Annotated in this window: 17 protein-coding genes; 10 read left to right on the top strand and 7 right to left on the bottom strand. The window is 72.4% G+C overall.

Annotated elements, in window-relative coordinates; translation table 11 throughout:
* The first annotated feature begins 95 nt into the window (after positions 1 to 95).
* On the top strand, positions 96 to 1835 hold the full coding sequence (locus tag ASD18_RS16880) for a DEAD/DEAH box helicase (RefSeq protein WP_235522442.1): 1740 nt from the start codon (positions 96 to 98) through the stop codon (positions 1833 to 1835).
* Between the two features lie 54 nt (positions 1836 to 1889).
* Here the strand turns inward: ASD18_RS16880 and ASD18_RS16875 are convergent, their stop codons facing one another.
* Complete coding sequence (locus ASD18_RS16875; RefSeq protein ID WP_056094779.1) at positions 1890 to 4580, bottom strand: substrate-binding domain-containing protein; 2691 nt, start codon at positions 4578 to 4580, stop codon at positions 1890 to 1892.
* Positions 4581 to 4780: 200 nt separating this feature from the next.
* Between ASD18_RS16875 and ASD18_RS16870 the strand changes: the two genes are divergently transcribed.
* The 3 genes from ASD18_RS16870 to ASD18_RS16860 all read left to right on the top strand — a co-directional run bounded on the left by ASD18_RS16870 (position 4781) and on the right by ASD18_RS16860 (position 10840).
* Complete coding sequence (locus ASD18_RS16870; RefSeq protein ID WP_235522441.1) at positions 4781 to 5770, top strand: LacI family DNA-binding transcriptional regulator; 990 nt, start codon at positions 4781 to 4783, stop codon at positions 5768 to 5770.
* 175 nt (positions 5771 to 5945) lie between these two features.
* A complete protein-coding gene (locus ASD18_RS16865) occupies positions 5946 to 8546 on the top strand; it encodes a glycoside hydrolase family 6 protein (RefSeq protein WP_056094776.1) in 2601 nt (866 codons plus the stop codon).
* An 80-nt stretch (positions 8547 to 8626) separates the two neighbouring features.
* Complete coding sequence (locus tag ASD18_RS16860) at positions 8627 to 10840, top strand: cellulase family glycosylhydrolase (protein ID WP_082574167.1); 2214 nt, start codon at positions 8627 to 8629, stop codon at positions 10838 to 10840.
* 43 nt (positions 10841 to 10883) lie between these two features.
* Here ASD18_RS16860 and ASD18_RS16855 read toward each other — a convergent pair whose 3' ends face one another.
* Positions 10884 to 11930: a low specificity L-threonine aldolase gene (locus ASD18_RS16855; protein ID WP_056094772.1), complete on the bottom strand. Its 1047-nt coding sequence runs from the start codon at positions 11928 to 11930 to the stop codon at positions 10884 to 10886.
* 86 nt (positions 11931 to 12016) lie between these two features.
* Here ASD18_RS16855 and ASD18_RS16850 point away from each other — a divergent pair, with 86 nt between their 5' ends.
* Positions 12017 to 12505, top strand: a complete 489-nt coding sequence (locus ASD18_RS16850) for a DUF6328 family protein (protein WP_056094771.1) — start codon at positions 12017 to 12019, stop codon at positions 12503 to 12505.
* A 7-nt stretch (positions 12506 to 12512) separates the two neighbouring features.
* Here ASD18_RS16850 and ASD18_RS16845 read toward each other — a convergent pair whose 3' ends face one another.
* From ASD18_RS16845 to ASD18_RS16830, 4 genes are all read right to left on the bottom strand, one after another.
* Entirely contained in the window at positions 12513 to 12917 is a 405-nt protein-coding gene (locus ASD18_RS16845; protein ID WP_056094768.1) for a Fur family transcriptional regulator, read from the bottom strand.
* A 93-nt stretch (positions 12918 to 13010) separates the two neighbouring features.
* The gene (locus tag ASD18_RS16840) at positions 13011 to 13292 is read right to left on the bottom strand and encodes an HU family DNA-binding protein (protein ID WP_056094765.1); all 282 of its coding nucleotides are present in this window, start codon (positions 13290 to 13292) and stop codon (positions 13011 to 13013) included.
* Positions 13293 to 13436: 144 nt separating this feature from the next.
* Entirely contained in the window at positions 13437 to 14477 is a 1041-nt protein-coding gene (locus ASD18_RS16835) for a PHP domain-containing protein (RefSeq protein WP_056094762.1), read from the bottom strand.
* The gene (locus tag ASD18_RS16830; RefSeq protein WP_056094759.1) at positions 14474 to 15340 is read right to left on the bottom strand and encodes a Ku protein; all 867 of its coding nucleotides are present in this window, start codon (positions 15338 to 15340) and stop codon (positions 14474 to 14476) included. Before ASD18_RS16830 ends, ASD18_RS16835 begins: the two co-directional genes overlap by 4 nt.
* 90 nt (positions 15341 to 15430) lie before the next feature.
* Here ASD18_RS16830 and ASD18_RS16825 point away from each other — a divergent pair, with 90 nt between their 5' ends.
* From ASD18_RS16825 to ASD18_RS16810, 4 genes are all read left to right on the top strand, one after another.
* Positions 15431 to 16351 carry a DNA ligase gene (locus ASD18_RS16825; protein ID WP_369817313.1) on the top strand — a complete coding sequence of 307 codons (921 nt, stop codon included), beginning with the start codon at positions 15431 to 15433 and terminating at the stop codon, positions 16349 to 16351.
* Complete coding sequence (ligD, locus tag ASD18_RS16820) at positions 16348 to 17226, top strand: non-homologous end-joining DNA ligase (protein WP_056094751.1); 879 nt, start codon at positions 16348 to 16350, stop codon at positions 17224 to 17226. Before ASD18_RS16825 ends, ligD begins: the two co-directional genes overlap by 4 nt.
* Before the next feature lie 87 nt (positions 17227 to 17313).
* Positions 17314 to 17874 carry a Dps family protein gene (locus tag ASD18_RS16815; protein ID WP_056094748.1) on the top strand — a complete coding sequence of 187 codons (561 nt, stop codon included), beginning with the start codon at positions 17314 to 17316 and terminating at the stop codon, positions 17872 to 17874.
* On the top strand, positions 17871 to 19058 hold the full coding sequence (locus tag ASD18_RS16810; RefSeq protein WP_235522440.1) for an App1 family protein: 1188 nt from the start codon (positions 17871 to 17873) through the stop codon (positions 19056 to 19058). The genes ASD18_RS16815 and ASD18_RS16810 overlap by 4 nt, the downstream gene beginning before the upstream one ends.
* A gap of 4 nt (positions 19059 to 19062) precedes the next feature.
* Here the strand turns inward: ASD18_RS16810 and ASD18_RS16805 are convergent, their stop codons facing one another.
* Positions 19063 to 19269: a hypothetical protein gene (locus tag ASD18_RS16805; RefSeq protein WP_056094742.1), complete on the bottom strand. Its 207-nt coding sequence runs from the start codon at positions 19267 to 19269 to the stop codon at positions 19063 to 19065.
* A gap of 221 nt (positions 19270 to 19490) precedes the next feature.
* Here ASD18_RS16805 and ASD18_RS16800 point away from each other — a divergent pair, with 221 nt between their 5' ends.
* Positions 19491 to 22262, top strand: a complete 2772-nt coding sequence (locus ASD18_RS16800; protein WP_056094739.1) for a cellulose-binding domain-containing protein — start codon at positions 19491 to 19493, stop codon at positions 22260 to 22262.
* Positions 22263 to 22269: the final 7 nt, after the last annotated feature.

Here is a 22269-nt window from a genome sequence, read left to right as displayed (position 1 = left end):
TGCGACCCGCTGTTCGCCGTCCCGGTGCACGGTTCAGGGCTCCGCCCCGCGATGATCGGTTCCCCCTTTCAATGAGTTCTGTTGCGCCCTCTTCCATGCCCGAGAACGGCACCTTCGACGAGCTGGGTCTCCCCCCGGCACTCCAGGCCGCCATCGCGGACCTCGGCTTCACGACTCCGTCCGCCATCCAGGCGCAGGCGATCCCCGCGCTCCTCGGCGGCCGCGACATCGTCGGCGTCGCCCAGACCGGCACCGGCAAGACCGCCGCGTTCGGCCTGCCGCTGCTCGCCGCGATCGACTACGACATCCCCGCCGTCCAGGCCATCGTGCTGACCCCGACGCGTGAGCTCGCGATGCAGGTGGCCGATGCCATCCAGTCGTTCGCCACCCACCTGCCCGGCCTGAACGTGCTCGCGGTCTACGGCGGCTCGCCGTTCCTGCCGCAGCAGCGCGCCCTCGCCCGCGGCGCCCAGGTGGTCGTCGGCACCCCCGGTCGCGTGCTCGACCACCTCGAGCGCCGCACGCTGAAGCTGGACCAGGTCCGCTTCCTCGTGCTGGACGAGGCCGACGAGATGCTGCGCATGGGCTTCGCCGAGGACGTCGACAAGGTCCTGTCCGCCGCGCCGCGTGAGCGTCAGGTCGCCCTGTTCTCCGCGACGATGCCCCCGCAGATCCGTCGCGTCGCCGAGCAGCACCTGAACCGCCCGGTCGAGATCACGGTCTCGCGCCAGGCCTCGACCGTCACGAGCGTCCGCCAGACGTACGCCGTCGTGCCGCACCGCCACAAGACCGGCGCGCTCGCTCGCGTGCTCGCCGTGTCCGAGGCCGACGCGGCCATCGTCTTCGTCCGCACCCGCGGTGCCGCCGAGGAGGTCGGCAGCGCGCTGATCGAGCGGGGCATCTCGGCCGCGTACATCTCCGGTGACGTCGCCCAGACCGAGCGCGAGAAGATCGTCGACCGTCTCCGCACCGGCGCGCTCGACGTGCTCGTCGCCACCGACGTCGCGGCCCGCGGCCTGGACGTCGACCGCATCGGCCTCGTCGTCAACTTCGACGTGCCGCGCGAGCCCGAGATCTACGTGCACCGCATCGGCCGGACGGGCCGCGCCGGGCGTGAGGGTGAGGCGCTCTCGTTCGTCACGCCCGCCGAGCAGTCGCGCCTGCGTCAGATCGAGCGGACCACGCGCCAGTCGCTCCTGCAGGTCGACATCCCCTCGCCGGCCGAGGTCTCCGCGCACCGCGTGCAGGCCCTCCTGGCCCGCACCGGCGCCCGCGCCGAGCTCGACCGCCTGGACCTCTACCGCGAGGCCATCGCCGTGCACATGGCGCAGAATCCCGACGTCGACCCGTTCGAGCTGCTCGCCGTGCTGACGGCCCTCTCGGTCGGCGACGAGGGTCCCGTGGCGGTCCAGGGCGACGACCTCGACGACGCCCTCTCGCGTGCGCACCTCACCGGTGGCGGCCGCGAGCGTGACGGCGAGCGCAGCTACGACCGTCCGGAGCGCGGCGAGCGTCGCCGTGCGGACACGCACATCGCCGGGGGCTCGCCGCGCTGGCGCGTCGCCGTCGGCCACCGGGACGGTCTGCAGCCGGGCGCCCTGGTGGGCGCGCTCACCGGTGAGGGCGGCCTGACCGGCAAGGACGTCGGCAAGATCGACATCTTCGGCAGCTTCGCGCTGGTGGACATCCCGGACGGCCTGTCGGCCGACGTGATCGACCGGCTGGCCCGCACCCGGGTCGCCGGACGCCCGCTGCGCATCCGCCTCGACTCGGGCCCCCGCCCGGGCCACGGCGCCTCGCGCCCCACGCACGGCCCGGCCCGCGGCCGCAGCTGATCGCACGCACAGACGCCCCCGTCTCCCGCTCCGGGAGGCGGGGGCGTCGTCGTCCTACCGGAGGACCGATCCCGGGCGGCCCTGCCGAGAGGCTCCCCGGAGCAGGGTGATGTCCGCCTCGCGGAGCACCTCCCCCACGTCGCGGAAGCCTCGGATGCTTCCGAGCACCCCGATGGCGACGCGCGAGCCCAGCTCCTGACGCAGCTGGTCCAGCAACAGCGAGAGGCGGCTCGGCACACCGCCCGGTCCGACGTCGTCGAGGAGCACGACGAAGTCGTCCTCGGAGATGCGCGCGGGCGTGTCCCCCTCCCGCAGCGGTCGGCGCAGGCGGCGGACCAGCTCGCGGTGCAGGTCGAGCCGCGCGTCCCCGTCCGCCTCCACGTGCCCCTGCGTGGGGATCGCCGGCCCGTCGAGCACCCGCACGAGGGCCAGCGCGCAGTCGTACCCGGGCGACCGCCTGGTCCGGAGCACCGCGGCGCCGAGCCGGTCCAGGAAGAGCAGCCGGTTGACCAGCCCGGTCTCCGGGTCACGGAGCGCGTCACGCTGCAGGGCGATCTCCTGCTCCTTGCGCTCCGTGACGTCCACCAGGGCGCCCACCAGCCGTGCGGGGCAGCCGGCGTCGTCGAGCACTGTCACAGCCCGGCAGAGCATCCAGCGGTAGTCGCCGGAGGACGTGCGGACGCGGTGCTCGAGCTCGAGCGGGGAGCCGGCACCGGCCAGCTGCGAGGCGATCGACGCGGACAGCTCGTCGCGGTCGGCGGGGTGAACCCGCTCGAGCCACTCCCCCGGCGAGTCGCCGATGACGTCATCGTCGTACCCCAGGGTCTGCTTCCAGCGCGGCGAGTAGTAGACCGTGCCGGCGGACACGTCCCAGTCCCAGGTGCCGTCGTGCGCGGCCATGGACGCCAGCGCGTAGCGCTCCTCGCTGGCGCGCACGGTGTCCGCCAGGGAGCGTTCCCGCGCGGCGGCCTGTTCCAGCGCGCGACGCTGCTCGCGCAGGTTCGCCAGCAGGCGCTCCTGGTCGAGCGCGACCGCCAGCAGCGCGGCCCAGTGGTTGAACCGGTCCCGGGCGCTCGTCGCCCGCGTCTCCACGGTGCCGTCGATCGCCAGCAGCCCCCAGTCGCTGCCCCCGAACGTCACCGGGACGACGAACGTCAGCTCGTTCGAGCCGACCGTCCCTGCCCTGGTCAGCGCCGCCGGGGGGAACTGGCTGGCGGTCGTCCGGACGCCGACGAGGCGCGACAGGGTGCCCGACGTGTCGTGCACGCCGACGATCTCCATCTCCCGGTCGCCGGGACCCCGGTCGGCGCCGAGCCAGAGCCCGAGGCAGGCATGACCGCGGACCCCGCGCGGCAGCCAGCCGAGGGCACGCGGGCTGGCTCCGTCGCCGCGCAGGAGGTCCATGTCGACCTCGTACTGGTCGACGATGGTGCGCTCGAGCTGCCCGCTCCGGGCCAGCATCGCCCGCGTGCAGCCCCGGGTCAGGGCGAGGAGCACCTCGGTGACCGCGCGCCGCACCGCCACCTCGTGCTCCGGGTGAGAGAGCGCTTCCACCACGTCGGCCTCCACCCCGCGGAGGCAGGTCACCAGCTGCTCGAGCGCCTCGGGGTGCGGCTGCATCGCCGCCGTGACGTCGGCGAGCCGGGCCAGGGTGGCCGTCCCGGGCGTGGTCCCGCGCTCTGCCGCGGTCTCGATCGGCTCGACGACGGCGTGCCACCACGTCTCGCGTGGGGCCACGCCGGTCCGACGGGCACCGCCGACACCCGCAGGGCCGACGAACGCCGTGCCGGCGAGCGCCCGGAGCACCTGGTACCCGCTGCGGCTGCCGGTCCCGGCGCCCGTGGCCGGAGCCGACTGCGCGGACTCGGTGCAGCCGCAGGACTCCCGCAGGACCAGGGTCGACGGCGCCCGGTACTCCCCGCCGGGGACCTCCTCGCCGCGCATGCGGGACAGCAGGAGCGACACCGCGGTCTCGCCGACGCGGTCGTAGTGCGCGTCGACGGTGGACAGCCGGGGCGTCACGCGAGCGCCCGAGTCGGCGTGGTCGAACCCGATCACGGCCTGGTCCCGCGGGAGCACGAGGCCGGCCGCACGCAGGGCGCGCTGGAAGCCGATGGCGTTCCGGTCGGTGGCCGCGATGACGGCCGTGGTGGGTGAGCCGGCGGCGAGCATCCGGGCGGCCGCGTCGGCACCACCCTGCTCGTGGTTGTCCGACGACTCGTAGATCCACGCGTCGGGCGGCTCGATGCCGTGCTCGGCGAGCGTCGCGCGGTAGGCGGCGAAGCGCTCGCGCATGTCCCGCTGCGTGAGGCAGCCGATGAAGCCGATCGCCGTGTGGCCGTGACCGAGCAGGTGCTCGACGGCGGCGCGCACCCCGCCGAGGTTGTCCGGGAGCACGACCGCGTCGTCGGCCGACTGGGGCTCCTCGCTGACGAGCACCACGGGCAGCCCCCACTGCTGGACCGAGGCGAGCCGGTCGCTGCGCAGCGCCTTGCCCACGACGACGAGCCCGTCCACCGCGCCGAGGGCGACGGGCGCGTCGAGGATCGACTCGTCCGGGTACCGCTCCCGGTCCAGCCCAGCCGGGTACGTCTGCACGGCCACGACGCGGTGCCCGGCCGCTCGTGCTGCCCGGGCCACGCCCGCGATCAACGCTCCGAAGTAGAACCCGCCGACCACCGGCGAGAGCACGCCGATCGTCCGCCGTGCCGTCGGTGAGACCGGTCCGCGCCGCACTGTTCCCATGACCCCACATCCCTCGCCCACGTCGTCGGAGCCGAGATGATGCATTTCACCCGCATCGGGCGACACACTAGGTGATCGTGGTCACACCTGCATATGACTCTGGAGCACCCGGCTCTTCCGCGTCGCCGTCGACGCCGTCGTCCGGGCCGTCCTCCCCCAGCCCCTCGTCCGCCCCTGCGCGGCGCCCGACGATCACCGACGTGGCGCGCGCCGCGGGCGTGTCGATCGCCGTCGTCTCGTACGCCCTGAACGGCCGGCCGGGCGTCTCTGCGGCCACCCGGGAGCGCGTGCTGCGCGTCGCCGACGAGTTCGGCTGGCGGCCGAGCGCGGCCGCCCGGTCGATGCGGACGGGGCCGCGCGCCATCGGTCTCGTCTTCGACCGCGGGGCGGCCGGGCCGGTGGCCCAGGCGACCGGCGTGCTCGAGTTCGTGATCTCGCTCCAGGAGGTCCTGGCCACCCGCAACCTCGCGCTCGTGCTCCAGCTCGTCGACGGACCGGAGGCTGCCGTCGCCCTCTACGGCGAGTGGTGGGCGGAGCGTCGCTTCGACGTCATGGTCGTCACCGACGTGCTCCTCGAGGATCCCCGGCTCGACGCCCTGCGCCGCCTGCGCGCCCCCGCGGTGGTCGTCGGTGCAGGTCAGAGCGACGTCGACCTCGCCGCCGTGACCCTGGACGACGCCGAGGCCTTCGGGCGCGTCGGCCGCTACCTGCTCGAGCTGGGCCACCGTCACGTGGCCCTGGTGAGCGGTCCGAAGGAGCTGGTGCGGACGCGGGAGCGGCTCGGGGCGCTCACGGGCGTGCTCGACGCGGCCTCCGGGGTGCTGGTCCACGAGGCCACGGGAGGCACGGCGGAGGAGGCCGCGGTGGCGACCCGCCGGCTGCTGACGGGGGGTCGCGCGCCGACCGCGATCGTCTACGACTCCGACCAGATGGCCGTGGCGGCCCTCGACGTGGCCCGCCGCACGGGCCTCGCGGTGCCCTGGGACCTGTCGATCGTCGCGGGCTCGGACTCGGCCCTCTGCCGCCTCGCCACGCCCTCGATCACGACCCTCCCCTCGGCCCAGCGGGACCTCGGAACAGCGACCGGCGAGGCAGTCCTCGCAGTCCTGGACGGGGACCTCCGCGCCCGCCGCGCCCTGCAGATCGGAGGCCTCGCAGTGCGCGGCAGCACCGGTCCGCGGTCCAGATGAGAACGCTCTCATGCGTGTCACAGTTCGGTAACGGGGACTACCTAAACGATTCGCCCCGTGCCGCCCGGAAAGTCCGCGTGGTGATCTAGCGACCAGTCGCCGTGGACTTCCCCGGACGACTTGCGCCCGGACGGGATGGCCGACCGGGCAGTTCGATCGACACCCGGAGGACTACGTGTCCACACACGGCAAGAGAGCGGTGAGGCAGCGCCTGCGCGCGGCCACGACCGCCGCGGCAGCGATGGCGCTGCTCGCAGCACCCCTGTGCATCACGACGAGCGCCAGCGCCGCGGAGGCGCACGTCGACAACCCCTACGCCGGTGCGACGCAGTACGTGAACCCCACGTACGCGGCAGCGGCTGAGAGCGCTGCCACACGTGCCGGCGACGCCACGCTCGCCGCGAAGATGCGGACCGTGGCCAAGCAGCCCACCGCCGTCTGGATGGACCGGATCAGCGCGATCACCGGCAACGCCGACGGCAACGGCCTGAAGTTCCACCTGGACAACGCCGTCGCCCAGAAGGGCTCCGGCCCGATCGTCTTCAACCTCGTCATCTACGACCTGCCCGGCCGCGACTGCTACGCCCTGGCGTCCAACGGTGAGCTCCCCGCCACCGACGCCGGCCTGGCCCGGTACAAGACCGAGTACATCGACCCGATCGCCGCGCTGCTCAGCGACCCGAAGTACGCGGACATCCGCATCGCGGCGACGATCGAGCCCGACTCGCTGCCCAACCTGGTGACCAACATCTCGGAGGCCACCTGCCAGCAGGCGGCGCCGTACTACAAGGCCGGCGTGAAGTACGCGCTCGACAAGCTGCACGCCATCCCGAACGTCTACAACTACATCGACATCGGCCACTCCGGCTGGCTCGGCTGGGACAGCAACGCCGGTCCGGCCGCCACCCTGTTCGCGGACGTCGCCAAGTCCACGACCGCCGGGTTCGCCTCGATCGACGGCTTCGTCAGCGACGTGGCCAACACGACGCCGCTGAACGAGCCGTTCCTGCCGGACTCGACGATCTCGGTGGGCGGCACCCCGATCCGCTCGAGCTCGTTCTACGAGTGGAACTTCGACTTCGACGAGGCCGACTTCACGGCGCACATGCACCGACTGCTCGTCGCGGCCGGCTTCCCGTCGTCACTCGGCATGCTCGTCGACACCTCGCGCAACGGCTGGGGCGGCCCGGCGCGTCCGACCGCCGTGTCGACCAGCACCAACCACAACACCTACGTCAACGAGTCCAAGGTGGACAAGCGCGTCCACCGCGGCGCCTGGTGCAACCCGCTCGGAGCGGGCATCGGCGAGCTCCCGCAGGCGTCCCCCGCCGGCTACGCCGGCTCGTACATCGACGCGTTCGTCTGGATCAAGCCCCCGGGTGAGTCCGACGGTGCGTCGTCCGACATTCCGAACGACCAGGGCAAGCGGTTCGACCGCATGTGCGACCCGACCTTCGTGTCGCCCAAGCTGTCCAACCAGCTGACGGGCGCCACGCCGAACGCGCCGCTGGCCGGCCAGTGGTTCGAGGACCAGTTCAAGACCCTCGTCGCCAACGCCTACCCCGTCCTCGCGGGTGGCACGACTCCCCCGGTCGACACGACGGCGCCCTCGGTGCCGGCGGGCCTGACGGCCGGCACGCCGACCTCGACGTCGGTCCCGCTGTCCTGGACCGCGTCGACCGACAACGTGGCCGTGACCGGCTACAACGTCTACCGCGGCACCACCCTGGTGGGCACCTCCACCTCGACGAGCTACACCGTGACCGGCCTGACCGCGGCCACCGCGTACTCGTTCACCGTCCGCGCCAAGGACGCCGCCGGGAACCTCTCGGCTGCTTCCACCGCGGTCTCCGCCACGACGGCGACCGGCACGGTCACCGACACGACGGCGCCCTCGGTCCCGACCGGTCTGACGGCCGGCACCACCACCACGACGTCGGTCCCGCTCTCATGGAACGCGTCGACCGACAACACCGGTGGCACCGGCGTCGCCGGCTACGAGGTCTACCGCGGCTCCACGCTCGTGGCGACGACCACCTCGACGAGCTACACCGTGACCGGCCTGAGCGCCGCCACCGCGTACTCGTTCACCGTCCGCGCCAAGGACCTCGCGGGCAACGTCTCGGCGGCGTCCTCGGCCGTCTCGGCGACCACCCAGACCGGCACGGTCACCGACACGACGGCGCCCTCGGTGCCGGCGGGCCTGACGGCCGGCACCACCACGACGACGTCGGTCCCGCTGTCCTGGACCGCGTCCACCGACAACGTGGCCGTCACCGGCTACGACGTCTACCGCGGCACCACGCTCGTGGCGACGACCACCTCGACGAGCTACACCGTGACCGGCCTGTCCGCCGCCACCGCGTACTCGTTCACCGTCCGCGCCAAGGACGCCGCCGGCAACGTCTCGGCACCGTCCGCTGCCGTCTCCGCGACCACGCAGTCGGGGTCGTCGACCGGCACCTGCTCGGTCAAGTACACCGCCAGCAGCTGGAACACGGGCTTCACCGCCTCGGTGAAGGTCACCAACACCGGCACGACGGCGTTGAGCAGCTGGACCCTCGGGTTCACGTTCGCCAACGGCCAGACCGTCACGCAGGGCTGGAGCGCCGACTGGTCGCAGTCGGGCACGGCGGTCACCGCCAAGAACGCGGCGTGGAACGGCACCCTCGGTGCCGGCCAGAGCACCGACATCGGGTTCAACGGCTCCCACTCGGGCACGAACAACGCGCCCACCGCCTTCACGCTCAACGGTGCGACCTGCACCAACGCGTGACCTGACGGCATGACGAGCGGGGGTCCTCCAGCCAGGAGGGCCCCCGCTCGACCGTTCCGACCGACCACCTGAGGAGAACCGTGTCGTCCACCCATCGCCTGCGCGCGCTCGCCACCAGCGTCGCCGCCACCGCCGCCCTGACGGCCCCGCTCGTGCTAGGCGCCGTCCCCGCCCATGCCGCAGCCGGGGACGACTGGCTGCACGTGTCGGGCAACAAGATCGTCGACGAGGCCGGCAAGGAGGTGTGGCTGACGGGCACCAACTGGTTCGGGTTCAACGCGAGCGAGCGCGTCTTCCACGGCCTCTGGTCGGGCAACATCACCACCATCACCAAGGGCATGGCCGACCGCGGCATCAACACCGTCCGCGTGCCCATCTCCACGCAGCTGCTGCTCGAGTGGAAGGCCGGGACGTTCCTGAAGCCGAACGTCAACACGTACGCCAACCCCGAGCTCGAGGGCCTGAACAGCCTGCAGATCTTCGACCACTGGCTGACCCTGTGCGAGAAGTACGGCATCAAGGTCTTCCTCGACGTGCACAGCGCGGAGGCGGACAACGCCGGCCACGTCTACCCGGTGTGGTGGAAGGGGGCGATCACCACCGAGGACGTCTACGCGGGCTGGGAGTGGGTGGCCGAGCGGTACAAGACCAACGACACGATCATCGGCGCGGACGTGAAGAACGAGCCGCACGGCACGCCGGGTGCCACCGAGCGCGCCAAGTGGGACGGGTCCAGCGACAAGGACAACTTCAAGCACTTCGCGCAGACCGCCGGGCGCAGGATCCTCGCGATCAACCCGCACTGGCTGATCTTCGTCGAGGGCATCGAGGTCTACCCGAAGCCGGGAGTGCCGTGGACCTCGACGGGGCTCACCGACTACTACGGCACCTGGTGGGGCGGGAACCTGCGCGGCGTGAAGGACTTCCCGATCGACCTCGGCGCGAACCAGGACCAGCTGGTCTACTCCCCGCACGACTACGGACCGCTGGTGTTCGACCAGCCGTGGTTCCAGGGCACGTGGGACCGGACCACGCTCGAGCGTGACGTGTGGGACCCGAACTGGCTCTACCTGCACAAGCAGAACACCGCGCCGCTGCTCATCGGCGAGTGGGGCGGCTTCATGGACGGCGGCCGCAACGAGAAGTGGATGACCGCGCTGCGCGACCTCATCGTCGAGCGGCGGCTGAGCCACACGTTCTGGGTGCTCAACCCGAACTCCGGCGACACCGGCGGCCTGCTCAACCACGACTGGACCACCTGGGACGAGCCCAAGTACGCGCTCCTGAAGCCCTCGCTGTGGCAGGACGGAGGCAAGTTCGTCAGCCTCGACCACACGGTCAGGCTCGGCGGGGCGGGCAGCACCACGGGCAAGTCCCTCGCCGAGGTCGGCGGTCAGCCGGGCGACGGCACCGCTCCGACGGTGCCGGCCAACCTCGCCGTGGGGACGCCGTCCACCACGAGCGTGCCGCTGACCTGGTCCCCGTCGACGGACGCCGGGTCGGGGGTCGCGGGGTACGAGGTGTACCGCGGGACGACCCTGGTGGGGACGACGACGTCGACCGCCTTCACCGTGACCGGGCTGACGGCGGACACGTCGTACTCGTTCACCGTGCGGGCCAAGGACGTCGCGGGGAACGTGTCCGCCGCGTCGACGATGGTGACCACGCGGACCGCCGTCGGGGGCACCGCCGACACCGTGGCACCGACGGCCCCGACCGGTCTGGAGGCCGGCACGGGGACGACGACCTCGATCCCGCTGCGCTGGACGCCGTCCACGGACAACGTGGCGGTGACCGGGTACGACGTCTACCGGGCGGGCACGCTCGTCGGCAGCAGCACGACGCCGAGCTGGACCGCGACCGGCCTGGCGGCCGGGACGTCCTACGTGTTCACGGTCGTGGCGAAGGACGCCGCCGGCAACCGGTCCGCGTCCTCCTCCGCGCTGACCGCGTACACGGCTCCGGACGTGGCCACCGGCTCGTGCGCGGTGACCTACGCGGCGAACAGCTGGAGCTCGGGGTTCACCGGGTCGATCCGGATCACCAACACCGGGACCACCGCGCTGACCGGGTGGACGCTCGGGTTCGGGTTCGCCGACGGCCAGACCGTGACGCAGGGCTGGAGCGCGGCGTTCACCCAGACCGGGTCGTCGGTGACCGCGACCGGGCTGGCCTGGAACTCGACGCTCGCGCCCGGGGCGAGCACCGAGATCGGGTTCAACGGCTCGCACACCGGTACGAACACGGCCCCGCGCGCGTTCACGGTGAACGGCGCAGCCTGCACCGTGCGATGACGCCCTGAGGCGCCGGGGGTCCGGTCAGGCGGACCCCCGCGCCTCAGGAGACAGCGTCCTTGACCGCGGTGACCAGCTCGTCGACGTCGGCCTCGGTGGTGTCGAACGCGCACATCAGCCGGACCTCGCCCGTCTCGACGATCCAGTCGTAGAACCGCCACCGGCGGCGCAGCACGTCGGCCACCCCGGCGGGGAAGATCACGAAGATGCCGTTCGCCTGCGTGGGCCGCGTCACCTGCACCCCCGGCAGGTGCTCGATCCCGGCGCGCAGCCGGGCAGCCATGGCGTTCGCGTGCCGGGCCGAGCGCAGCCAGAGGTCGCCCTCGAACAGGGCGACGAGCTGCGCGGACGCGAACCGCATCTTGGACGCGAGCTGCATGTCCATCTTGCGCAGGTACGTCAGGCCGCCGTCCGCCGCGGGGTCGAGCACCACCACGGCCTCGCCGAAGAGGAGCCCGTTCTTGGTGCCGCCGAGCGACAGGATGTCGACGCCCGCGTCGGTGGTGAACGCGCGCAGCGGCACGTCGAGGGCGGCGGCCGCGTTGGAGATCCGGGCCCCGTCGAGGTGCAGCCGCATCCCGTGCGCGTGCGCCTGGTCCGCCAGCGCGCGGACCTCGTCGGGCGTGTAGACGGTGCCCAGCTCGGTCGCCTGCGTGATCGAGACCACGCCCGGCTGCGCGCGGTGCTCGTCGCCGAACCCCCACGCCTGCGTCGCCACGAGCTCCGGGGTCAGCTTGCCGTCGGGGGTGGGCACGGTGAGCAGCTTGATGCCGCCCATCCGCTCGGGGGCCCCGTTCTCGTCGGTGTGGATGTGCGCGGTCACGGCGCACACGACGGCGCCCCAGCGCGGGAGCACGGACTGCAGTGACAGCACGTTCGCCCCCGTGCCGTTGAACACGGGGAACGCCGTCGCCTGGTCGCCGAAGTGCTGGGCGACGACCTCCTGCAGCCGGGTCGTGTACACGTCCTCGCCGTACGCGGTCTGGTGGCCACCGTTGGCCTCCGCGATCGCGGCGAGCACCTCGGGGTGCACCCCCGCGTAGTTGTCGGAGGCGAAGTCTCGGCGGTCGGCGTCATGCAGTCGGGTCACGGGTCCATCTTCCCCGACGTCAGGGCCGCACCTGCGCACGACGGGCACGTGCGGCATGATCCGACCAGACCAGAAGGAGGACGACGGTGCACCAGCACGACGCAGCCCCGGACGACGGCCGTCGGGAGACCGACAACGAGCGCGCGGACCGCAACTGGGACGAGCTCATGCAGGAGCTCCGGGTCACCCAGACCGGCACGCAGATCCTCACGGGCTTCCTGCTGACGATCCCGTTCCAGCAGCGGTTCGCGGACCTGGACGCCTACCAGGAGGACCTGTACCTGGTCCTGGTGCTCCTGGCCGTGCTGGCGACCACGCTGATCACCGCCCCCGCGAGCCTGCACCGCGTCCTGTTCCGCCAGCGCCTCAAGCCGGAGCTCGTCTCGGCGGGGAACCGGCTCGCGCGTGCGGGGCTGGTGGTCCTGGCCTTCGTCATGGCCGGCAGCGCGATGCTCGTGTTCGACGTCGTCCTCACCCGGACCGCGGGCTGGACGGTGGGGATCGTCGCGATCCTCGTCATCACCGCGGTGTGGTGGGCGTTCCCGAAGCTGCTCGCCCGGGGCGCCCGGGACTGACGGCGCGTCAGGCCGTCGCGGACTCCTGGCAGCTCGCGCACGTGCCGACCAGCTCGATCGTGTGGTCGACGTCGTCGAACCCGTGCGCCGCGCCCACCTGGGCCGCCCACGCCTCCGCCTGGCCCGCCTCGATCTCGACCGTCCGCCCGCAGGAGCGGCACACGAGGTGGTGGTGGTGGCTGCGCTGCTCGCACCGGCGGTAGACGGACTCCCCGTCCTCGGTGCGCAGCACGTCGACGTCACCGTGCTCGGTGAGGCTCTGCACCGCGCGGTACACGGTGGCCAGGCCGACGCTCGAGCCCCGCGCACGGAGCATCTCGTGCAGCTGCTGGGCGCTGCGGAACTCGTCGACGTCCTCGAGGAGGTCGAGGATCTCGGCGCGCTGACGCGTCTGCCGCGGCACGACCACCATCAGAGCGACCCCCTCTTGCTGAGACTGGTTCCCACTATAACGCGACCGAGCCCCCGATCCCGAAGGATCGAGGGCTCGGTCGAGGTGCTGAGGTCAGCCCTGGACGGCGCGCTTGAGGGCGCTGCCGGCCGTGAGCTTCACGCGGTAGCCCGCGGGGATCTCGAGCTTCTCACCCGTCTGGGGGTTGATGCCCGTGCGGGCACCGCGCTCGGCGCGGGCGACGGCCAGGAAGCCGGGGATCGTGACGGCCTCGCCGGCGCTGAGGTTCTCGACGAGAACCTCCTGGAAGGCCTTGAGGGCCTTGTCCGCGTCGGTGTTGGACAGGCCGGTCTTGGCCGCGACGGCCTGGACGAGCTCGGTGCGGTTCACGCTCACTGGATGTGCTCCTCTGTGTTCACTCGGACATGCAGGCCCACTTCCGGGCCATCCCCCGGGCGCGCGGCAGAACCGCGGCAACCGGGGACGATCGGCTGACACTAACCCGGGACAGGCGTGTTTCCGTGCATCGGGCGTGTCGCGTCACCTGTGCGTTCGCGCCAGGAGCCCCTCGACGGGCAGCGTGGTGATCACCCTGGCGGGGTCCAGGTGGTGCTCCGCGGCGCGTGCGCAGCCCGCCATGAGCCAGTCCAGCTGGCCGGGGGCATGGGCGTCCGTGTCGATGGAGAAGTCGCAGCCGGCGTCGATCGCGACCGCGAGGAGCTCGTGCGGAGGATCGAGCCGGTCGGGGCGGCAGTTGATCTCGACCGCGACCCCGTGCTCCGCGCAGGCGTCGAACACCGCGCGGGCGTCGAACTCGCTCTGCGGGCGGCTCTTGCCCTTGATCTGACGGCCCGTGCAGTGCCCCAGGACGTCCGTGCGCGGGTTGCTCACCGCGGCGATCATCCGGCGCGTCATCGGCCCCGACTCCATGCGGAGCTTCGAGTGCACCGACGCGACGACGACGTCGAGCTGGTCCAGCAGGTCGGGGTCCTGGTCCAGCGCGCCGTCGTCGAGGATGTCGACCTCGATCCCGGTCAGGACGCGGAACGGGCCCACCGCGCGGTTCAGCGCCGCCACCTGGTCGAGCTGGGCGCGCAGCCGCGACGCCGACAGGCCGTTGGCCACCGTCAGCCGCGGCGAGTGGTCCGTGATCGCGAGGTAATCGTGCCCCAGCTCGAGGGCCGCCAGGACCATCTCGTGGATCGGCGTCGCCCCGTCCGACGCCTCGGTGTGGGAGTGCAGGTCGCCGCGCAGCGCCTCGCGCAGGGCGACCGCACCGGGGTCCGCGGCGGCCGCGCGCGCCTCCGCGTACTCGGCCTCGAGACTGTCGAGGTACTCGACGCGCTTGCCACGGAGCACGTGCGTGACGACGTCCGCCGTGCGCGCACCGACCGACGGCAGGTCCGCCAGCGAGCCCGACGCGGCGAGCGCCGTCAGGCGGTCGGCCGCCTGACGTTCGACACTGACGGCGGCCTTGCGGAAGGCCTCGCTGCGGTACGGGCTCGCCTGGGCACGCTCCAGCAGGAAGGCGATCCGTCTCAGTGCGGCGACGGCATCGGCCTGCCGGTCCGCCGCGCTCACGACGCCTTGGCCTTGGCCTTCTTCGCCTTGGCCTTCGGCTTCTCCTCGTCCTTCGCCGGCTCCTCACCACGCGCGCCGCGGGCCTTCTCCACGCTGCGCTGCAGCGCCGCCAGCAGGTCGACCACGTCGCCACCACCGTCGGCGCCGGCCTCCTCACCAGCGGGGACGGGCACCGCACGCGTGCTCCCGGAGGACACCTTGGCCTCGATGAGCTGCTCGAGCGCGCCCGCGTAGCGGTCCTCGTACTGCGACGGGTCGAAGTCCGCCGCGAGCGACTCGACCAGGGACGCCGCCATCGCCAGCTCCTGCGGGCGCACCGACACGTCGTCCTCGAGGATCGGGAAGTCGGCCGCACGGACCTCGTCGGGCCACAGGAGCGTCTGCATGACGATCACGTTGTCGCGTACCCGCAAGATCGCCATCGACTCGCGCTGACGCAGCGCCACCTTCACCACCGCCACGCGGTCGGCCTGCTCGAGCGCCCCCCTCAGCAGCGCGTACGGCTTGGCGGCCGTCTTCTCGGGCTCGAGGTAGTACGTCTTCTGCAGCAGGATCGGGTCCACCTGGTCGACCGGCACGAACTCGAGCACCTCGATCTCGCGCTCCGTGGACAGCGGCAGGGACTTGAAGTCCTCGTCGGTCAGGACGACCAGCTCGCCGTCGTCCGTCTCGTACCCCTTGGCGATGTCCGACATCTCGACGGGCTCGTTGTCGATGCTGCAGAACTTGCGGTACCTGATCCGCCCGCCGTCCTCCTTGTGCACCTGGTGCAGCGTGACCTCGTGCTCCCCCGTCGCCGAGTACAACCGCACCGGGACGTTGACCAGCCCGAACGCGACGGCACCCTTCCAGATCGCTCGCATGGCCGTGTCCTCCGTCGATGGCAGCAGGGCGTGTGGATGTTGACCGCGCCTCGCGCGACCTCCTATGGGCAGGATGGACCCGTGGAGCCCATGCTCGCCACCCCTGCGACCGGTCCGGCGGAGCTTCCGCGCGGGCCGGAGTGGGCGTTCGAGGTGAAGTGGGACGGTGTCCGGGCGCTCGCGGACACCACGTCCGGCCGGCTGCGGCTCTGGAGCCGCAACGAGCGGGAGATCACCGTCGCGTACCCCGAGCTGGCGGGACTCGGTGCGGTCCCGGACGCGATGCTGGACGGCGAGATCGTCCTCATGGCCGACGGGATCCCCTCGTTCACCGCCCTCGCGGAGCGGATGCACGTCCGCGAGACCCGCCGTGCGGAGGCTCTCGCTGCCCATCGTCCGGTGACGTTCCTGCTGTTCGACGCGCCGCGGCTGGGCGGCGTCGATCTCACGGGCCGGACCTACGACGAGCGCCGGGAGGCGCTGAGCGGGCTCCATGTCCCCGAGAACGTGCAGCTCTCCCCCGTGTACCCCGACGGCGCCGAGCTGTGGGAGGTCACGAAGGGACTCGGCCTCGAGGGCGTGGTCGCCAAGCGCCGGACGTCCACCTACGCGCCGGGCCGGCGCTCCCGCGACTGGGTCAAGGCGCCGCACCGCCGCACCCGGGCCGCGCTCGTCGGTGGCTGGCGCGAGGAGACGAACGGGTCGGGCCGGATGGGAGCGGTGCTCTTCGGTGCGCGCGACGCCCACGGGGCCCTGCGCTACCTCGGCCGTGCGGGCAGCGGGCTCACGGGCAGACGCGCGAGCGAGCTGCAGGAGCTCCTCGTGGCCCGAGCGGACTCGCCCTTCGACGACGAGGTGCCCCCGATCGACGCGCGCGGCACCCGCTGGGTCGAGCCGACCGTGGTCGTCGACACGCTCTACCTCGCCAGGAACCCCACGGGTCGGCTGCGGCAGCCGGTCGTGCGGGCCGTGCGCACCGACACCGACGCCGACCCGTGGGAGCAGCCATGACACCCGAACGGCAGATGGTCGACGTCGAGGGCCGCCAGGTCCGGGTCAGCCACCTGGAGAAGGTCATGTACCCGTCCACGGGGATGACCAAGGCCGAGGTGATGAACTACCTGGTCCAGGTGGCGCCGGCGATCCTCCCCCAGCTGAAGGACCGACCGGTGACCCGGATCCGCTGGCCCGGGGGCGTCGACGGCGAGAAGTTCTTCGAGAAGAACACCCCGCGGGGTGCCCCGGACTGGATCCGTCGGCAGACCCTGCGCGCGGCACCCGGTGCCGAGGACGAGGGTGCGGAGCTGGAGCTGCCGTTCCTCGACGACCTCGCGGGCCTGGTGTGGGCGGCCAACCAGGGCGCGCTCGAGCTGCACACGCCGCAGTGGCGCGTGGGTCCGCGCGGGAAGATCCACAAGCCCGACCGGCTGGTGGTGGACCTCGACCCGGGCGCGCCTGCGGGGCTGGCAGAGTGCGCCGCCGTCGCGCACCTCGTGGCGGACCGGCTGCGCGAGGACGGGCTCGGGACCACGGTGCCCGTGACCTCCGGGAGCAAGGGCATGCAGCTGTACGCGCCCCTGCCCGGGAAGCAGACCGTGCTGGAGGTCCGGCAGTACGCGCGTGACATCGCCTACGAGATCGCCGCCGCGCACTCGGAGCTGGTGGTCGCGGTGATGAAGAAGGACATCCGCGGCGGGAAGGTCCTCATCGACTGGTCCCAGAACCACCCTGCGAAGACGACCATCACCCCGTACTCGCTGCGCGGCCGGGAGGTGCCCCACGTCGCGGCGCCTCGGTGGTGGGAGGAGATCGGGCCCGGACTCCAGCAGCTGACGCCCGACGACGTCGCACGTCGCCTGGCCGACCGCGGCGACCCTTTCGCCTGACCCGTTCGGATGGCGGCACCCGCCCACCTTTGACACGGTGGTGGCAGTCGGGCAGAAACCCCGCGCCCTCGACCGAAGGAATGCCCCATGGTCTTGCCGAAGTACACCGTCCCGTCCCTCACCCTCCAGCAGGGAGCCGACGTCGCTGCCGTGCTCCAGCAGCGCCTGGACGCCCTGAACGACCTGGCGCTGACGCTCAAGCACATCCACTGGAACGTGGTCGGCCCCCACTTCATCGCGGTGCACGAGATGCTCGACCCGCAGGTCGACGCGGTGCGGCTGATGGTCGACGCCATCGCGGAGCGGATCGCCACGCTCGGCGTCGCACCGGTGGGCACCCCCGGCGAGCTGGTGAAGAACCGCACGTGGGAGGACTACTCGATCGGTCGCGACAGTGCGATCGCGCACCTCGGCGCCCTCGACGTCGTCTACGTCGGCGTCATCGAGGACCACCGCAAGGCCGCCAAGGACGTCGAGGAGATCGACGACGTCACCAACGACCTGCTCGTGGGGCACCTGCACGAGCTCGAGCTGTTCCACTGGTTCGTCCGGGCCCACCTCGAGTCCGCCGGCGGGGTCCTGACGACCGGCAACGCACAGAGCGAGAAGACCGCCGCGCGGAAGGCGTCCGCGAAGGACACCGCGTGAGTGCATCCCCCAGCGCCCGGCCCGTCGTCGAACCCGGCGGCGGGCCGGTGCTTCGTACCGCCCGACCAGGCGGCCCGTCCGGCGCCTCGACCAACCCGGCGTCGTCCGTGCCGCGCACCCACCTCGCCGCACGGATCGAGAGCGGGTTCGACCGGGCCGTGGCGCACCAGCTGCGCGGCCGGGGCTGGACCGTGCGGATCGAGCCGTACGCGGGGTACGGCGGCACCGGGTGGGTGCGCATCCTCGCCCGCACCCTCCTGGCCGCCCCGCACGTCCGCGACGAGGACCTCCCGGGCGCCGGCGGGAGCGCGCAGGCCGGCTCGCGCTCGGCCACGGCGCTGCGCGGGTGGCGCAGCTTCGCGACCGCCCAGGTCTCGGGCGCCGAGCTCGAGGTGCAGGTCGGCGACCGGACCCACCGCGTGGTGACCGACCGCGGCGGGTACGTCGACACGATCCTCGAGTCCGACCTGGCCCCCGGCTGGCACGACGTCCGGCTCACGACGACCGACGGCGCCACGGCGACGGCGCCCGTCCACGTGATCGGACCTGACGTGCGGCTCGGCATCGTCAGCGACATCGACGACACCGTGATGGTGACCCGTCTGCCCCGCCCCTTCGTCGCCGCGTGGAACGTGTTCATGCGTCACGAGAACGCCCGCGAGGCCGTCCCGGGCATGGCCCGGCTGTACGCGGAGCTGCGCGCGGGCGACCGCGAGGTCCCCGTGGTCTACCTCTCCACCGGCGCCTGGAACGCCGCGCCGACGCTCGCCCGCTTCCTGCGGCGGCACCGCTACCCGGCCGGCCCCCTCCTGCTCACGGACTGGGGGCCCACCAACAGCGGGTGGTTCCGCAGCGGTCCCGCGCACAAGGTCGCCCAGCTGCGGCGGCTCTTCGCCGAGCTGCCGGACGTCCAGTGGGTGCTCGTCGGCGACGACGGCCAGCGGGATCCTCAGATCTACGCCGGTGCGGCCCAGCACTTCCCGGCGCGGGTCCGGGCGATCCTCATCCGGCAGCTGACGTTCGGGGAGCACGTCCTCGCGCACGGCGTGCCCGTGCCGACGACGGACCAGGTCCGGGCCGAGCAGGACGCCGCCCGGCGCCCGGACGGTATCCCGGTGATCCAGGGCGAGGACGGCAAGGCTCTGTTGCAGGGCGTCCGCGAACGCGGCGTCGACCTGTCCTAGGCCGCTAGAGCCGCTCGGGGTCGTCCCACTCGTCGCTGCTGGCGATGGCCTCGTCGTCGGCCTCGAGCTCGACGGCGTGCAACGAGCGCGGGGCGTGGTCGGGGTTGCCGCCGGAGCGGGCGTCGGCGGCATCGAGCTCGGCCTGGGCACGTGCGGGGTCGGCGAGGTGCTCGGCGGAAGGGTCGGACGTCAGGTCGCGGTCGCGGCTCATGCTTCGGTTCTACCGCTCGCGGTCCCCCGGCGCACGCGCGGACCAGCACCTGGTCCGGCGCGTCCCGCGCCTCGCACCCACCGGGACTAAACGATTCACGCTCTGCTGCTCGTTCGAAGCGCTTCGATACGGTCGCGGCGGTCGTCGCTCGGCGTCGATCCCAGGGACCCCCGGCACAGCCGCCGGAGGCCCCTCACCGCCATCACGAAGGAGTGCTGCGGATGTCCGCCCCCTCGCTCGTCGCTCGCACACCCGCCCGGCTCGCGGCCGTCGCCGCCGCCGGCGCCCTGGTCGCCAGCGCACTCGTCGCCGTCGCCACCCAGGAAGCCGCCCACGCCGCCGTCTCCCCCTACACCTGGGGCAACGTCGAGATCGTCGGGGGCGGCTTCGTCCCCGGCATCGTCTACAACCAGTCGGAGAAGGGCCTCGTCTACGCCCGCACCGACATCGGCGGCGCGTACCGCCTCGACCAGACCACGAAGCGGTGGGTCCCGCTGCTCGACCACGTCGGCTGGGACGACTGGGGCCACAACGGGGTCCTGTCGCTGGCCACCGACCCGGTGAACCCGAACAAGGTGTTCGCCGCGGTCGGCACGTACACGAACGGCTGGGACCCGAACAACGGCGCGATCCTGCGCTCGTCCGACCGCGGCGCCACCTGGGCCAAGACGACCCTCCCGTTCAAGGTCGGCGGCAACATGCCCGGCCGCGGCATGGGCGAGCGCCTGCAGGTGGACCCCAACGACAATCGCGTCCTGTACTTCGGCACCGAGGGCGGAAACGGCCTGTGGCGCAGCACCGACTCGGGCGTCACGTGGGGCAAGGTCTCCAGCTTCACCAACGTGGGCAACTACGCGCAGGACCCCAGCGACCCGAACGGGTACCTCACCACCAACCAGGGCGTCGTGTGGGTCACCTTCGACCCCACGAGCGGCACCAAGGGATCGCCGACGAGGACGATCTACGTCGGCGTGGCCGACAAGGAGAACACCGTCTACAGGTCCACGGACGCCGGGGCCACCTGGACGCGGATCGCGGGGCAGCCGACGGGGTACATCGCGCACAAGGGCGTGTTCGACGCGGTCGGCAAGCAGCTCTACATCGCGACGAGCGACACCGGCGGCCCGTACGACGGTGGCCACGGCGACCTCTGGCGGCTGGACGCGGCCACCGGCGTGTGGACCCAGATCAGCCCCGTGCCGTCCTCGAGCACGGACAACTACTTCGGGTACTCGGGTCTGACGATCGACCGGAAGGACCCGGACACGATCCTGGCGGTCACGCAGATCTCGTGGTTCCCGGACATCCAGGTGTTCCGGTCCACCGACCGCGGCGCCACCTGGTCCCGGATCTGGGACTGGAACGGCTACCCCGACCGCACCCTGCGCTACACCCAGGACATCTCCGCCTCCGGGTGGCTCACGTTCGGCAAGCAGTCCGCGCCGCCGGAGACCAGCCCGAAGCTCGGCTGGATGACCGAGTCGTTCGAGATCGACCCCTTCGACTCGAACTCGTTCCTCTACGGCACGGGCGCCACCATCTACGGCGGCTCCAACCTGACCGCGTGGGACACCGGCGGCAAGGTCGCCATCTCCGTGAAGGCGCAGGGTCTGGAGGAGACCGCGGTGCTCGACCTGGCGGCCCCTCCGGGCGCCACGGAGCTGGTCTCCGGCCTCGGGGACATCGGCGGGTTCGTGCACACCGACATCACCAGGGCGCCGTCCGCCTACTCGGCCATCGCGCCGTTCATGGGCTCGGTCAACGGCACCGACTTCGCCGAGAAGACGCCGGCCACGATGGTGCGCGTCGGCTCCGGTGACGCCGGCAGCTCCCACATCAGCGTCTCCACCTCCAGCGGGAGCTCCTGGTGGGCCGGCCAGGAGCCGGGCGGCGTGACGGGCGGCGGGAACGTGGCCATGAGCGCCGACGGCAGCCGCATCGTCTGGAGCGCCGACGGCGCGGGCGTCCACACGTCGTCGACGCTGGGCTCCAGCTGGACGAGGTCGACGGGCCCGGCCACCGGTGCCCGCGTCGAGTCCGACCGGGTCAACCCGTCGAAGTTCTACGCGTTCTCCGGCGGCACGTTCTGGACCTCGACCGACGGCGGCGCCACCTTCACCGCCTCCGCGGCCACGGGGCTGCCGACCGCGGGGAACGTGCGGTTCGCCGCGGTCCCCGGACGGGAGGGCGATGTCTGGCTCACCGGAGGGACGACGACGGGCACCTACGGGATGTGGCACTCGACCAACTCGGGCGCGTCGTTCACCAAGATCGCCGCGGTCGACCAGGGCGACGCCATCGGGTTCGGCAAGGCCGCTCCCGGGGCCGGCTACCCGGCGATCTACACGTCGTCCAAGATCAGCGGGGTCCGCGGGATCTTCCGCTCGATCGACGCGGGCGCCACGTGGGTGCGGATCAACGACGACCAGCACCAGTGGGGCTGGACGGGGTCGGTCGTCATCGGTGACCCCGACGTCTACGGGCGGGTCTACGTGGGCACCAACGGCCGCGGGATCATCGTCGGCAACCTGACGGGCACCGACCCGACGACGTCACCGACGCCGACGCCGACCACCCCGACGCCGACGGCCACTGCGACGGCGACGGCCACCCCGACGGCCACGCCCACCCCGACGGTCACCCCGACTCCCACGCCCACGCCCACGGTCCAGCCCGGCGTGTGCTCGGTCAGGTACACGACCAACGACTGGAACACCGGGTTCACCGCGTCGGTGCGCATCACCAACGGGAGCAGCACGGCGATCACGGGCTGGAGGCTCGGGTTCACGTTCCCCGCGGGCCAGCAGATCACCAACCTGTGGTCGGGCGCCTACACGCAGTCCGGGGCGACCGTGACGGTGACCAACGCCGCGTGGAACGGCTCGATCGCCCCGGGCGGCAGCGTGGAGCTCGGGTTCAACGGGTCCCACACCGGGACCAACACGAAGCCGGCCGCGTTCACGGTGAACGGCGCCACCTGCGCCAACGGATGAGCTGCGG

The sequence above is a fragment of the Cellulomonas sp. Root137 genome (assembly GCF_001426725.1).
In the GTDB taxonomy this organism is placed as follows: Bacteria; Actinomycetota; Actinomycetes; order Actinomycetales; family Cellulomonadaceae; genus Cellulomonas.
This window is presented reverse-complemented; position numbering and strand designations above follow the sequence as displayed.

Excerpts from the sequence above, each read along its gene's own strand:
- ASD18_RS16880 (WP_235522442.1), top strand. The coding sequence starts at position 96 with ATGCCCGAGAACGGCACCTTCGACGAGCTGGGTCTCCCCCCGGCACTC.
- ASD18_RS16875 (WP_056094779.1), bottom strand. The coding sequence starts at position 4,580 with ATGGGAACAGTGCGGCGCGGACCGGTCTCACCGACGGCACGGCGGACG.
- ASD18_RS16845 (WP_056094768.1), bottom strand. The coding sequence starts at position 12,917 with ATGGTGGTCGTGCCGCGGCAGACGCGTCAGCGCGCCGAGATCCTCGAC.
- ASD18_RS16830 (WP_056094759.1), bottom strand. The coding sequence starts at position 15,340 with ATGCGAGCGATCTGGAAGGGTGCCGTCGCGTTCGGGCTGGTCAACGTC.
- ASD18_RS16825 (WP_369817313.1), top strand. The coding sequence starts at position 15,431 with ATGCTCGCCACCCCTGCGACCGGTCCGGCGGAGCTTCCGCGCGGGCCG.
- ligD (WP_056094751.1), top strand. The coding sequence starts at position 16,348 with ATGACACCCGAACGGCAGATGGTCGACGTCGAGGGCCGCCAGGTCCGG.
- ASD18_RS16815 (WP_056094748.1), top strand. The coding sequence starts at position 17,314 with ATGGTCTTGCCGAAGTACACCGTCCCGTCCCTCACCCTCCAGCAGGGA.
- ASD18_RS16805 (WP_056094742.1), bottom strand. The coding sequence starts at position 19,269 with ATGAGCCGCGACCGCGACCTGACGTCCGACCCTTCCGCCGAGCACCTC.
- ASD18_RS16800 (WP_056094739.1), top strand. The coding sequence starts at position 19,491 with ATGTCCGCCCCCTCGCTCGTCGCTCGCACACCCGCCCGGCTCGCGGCC.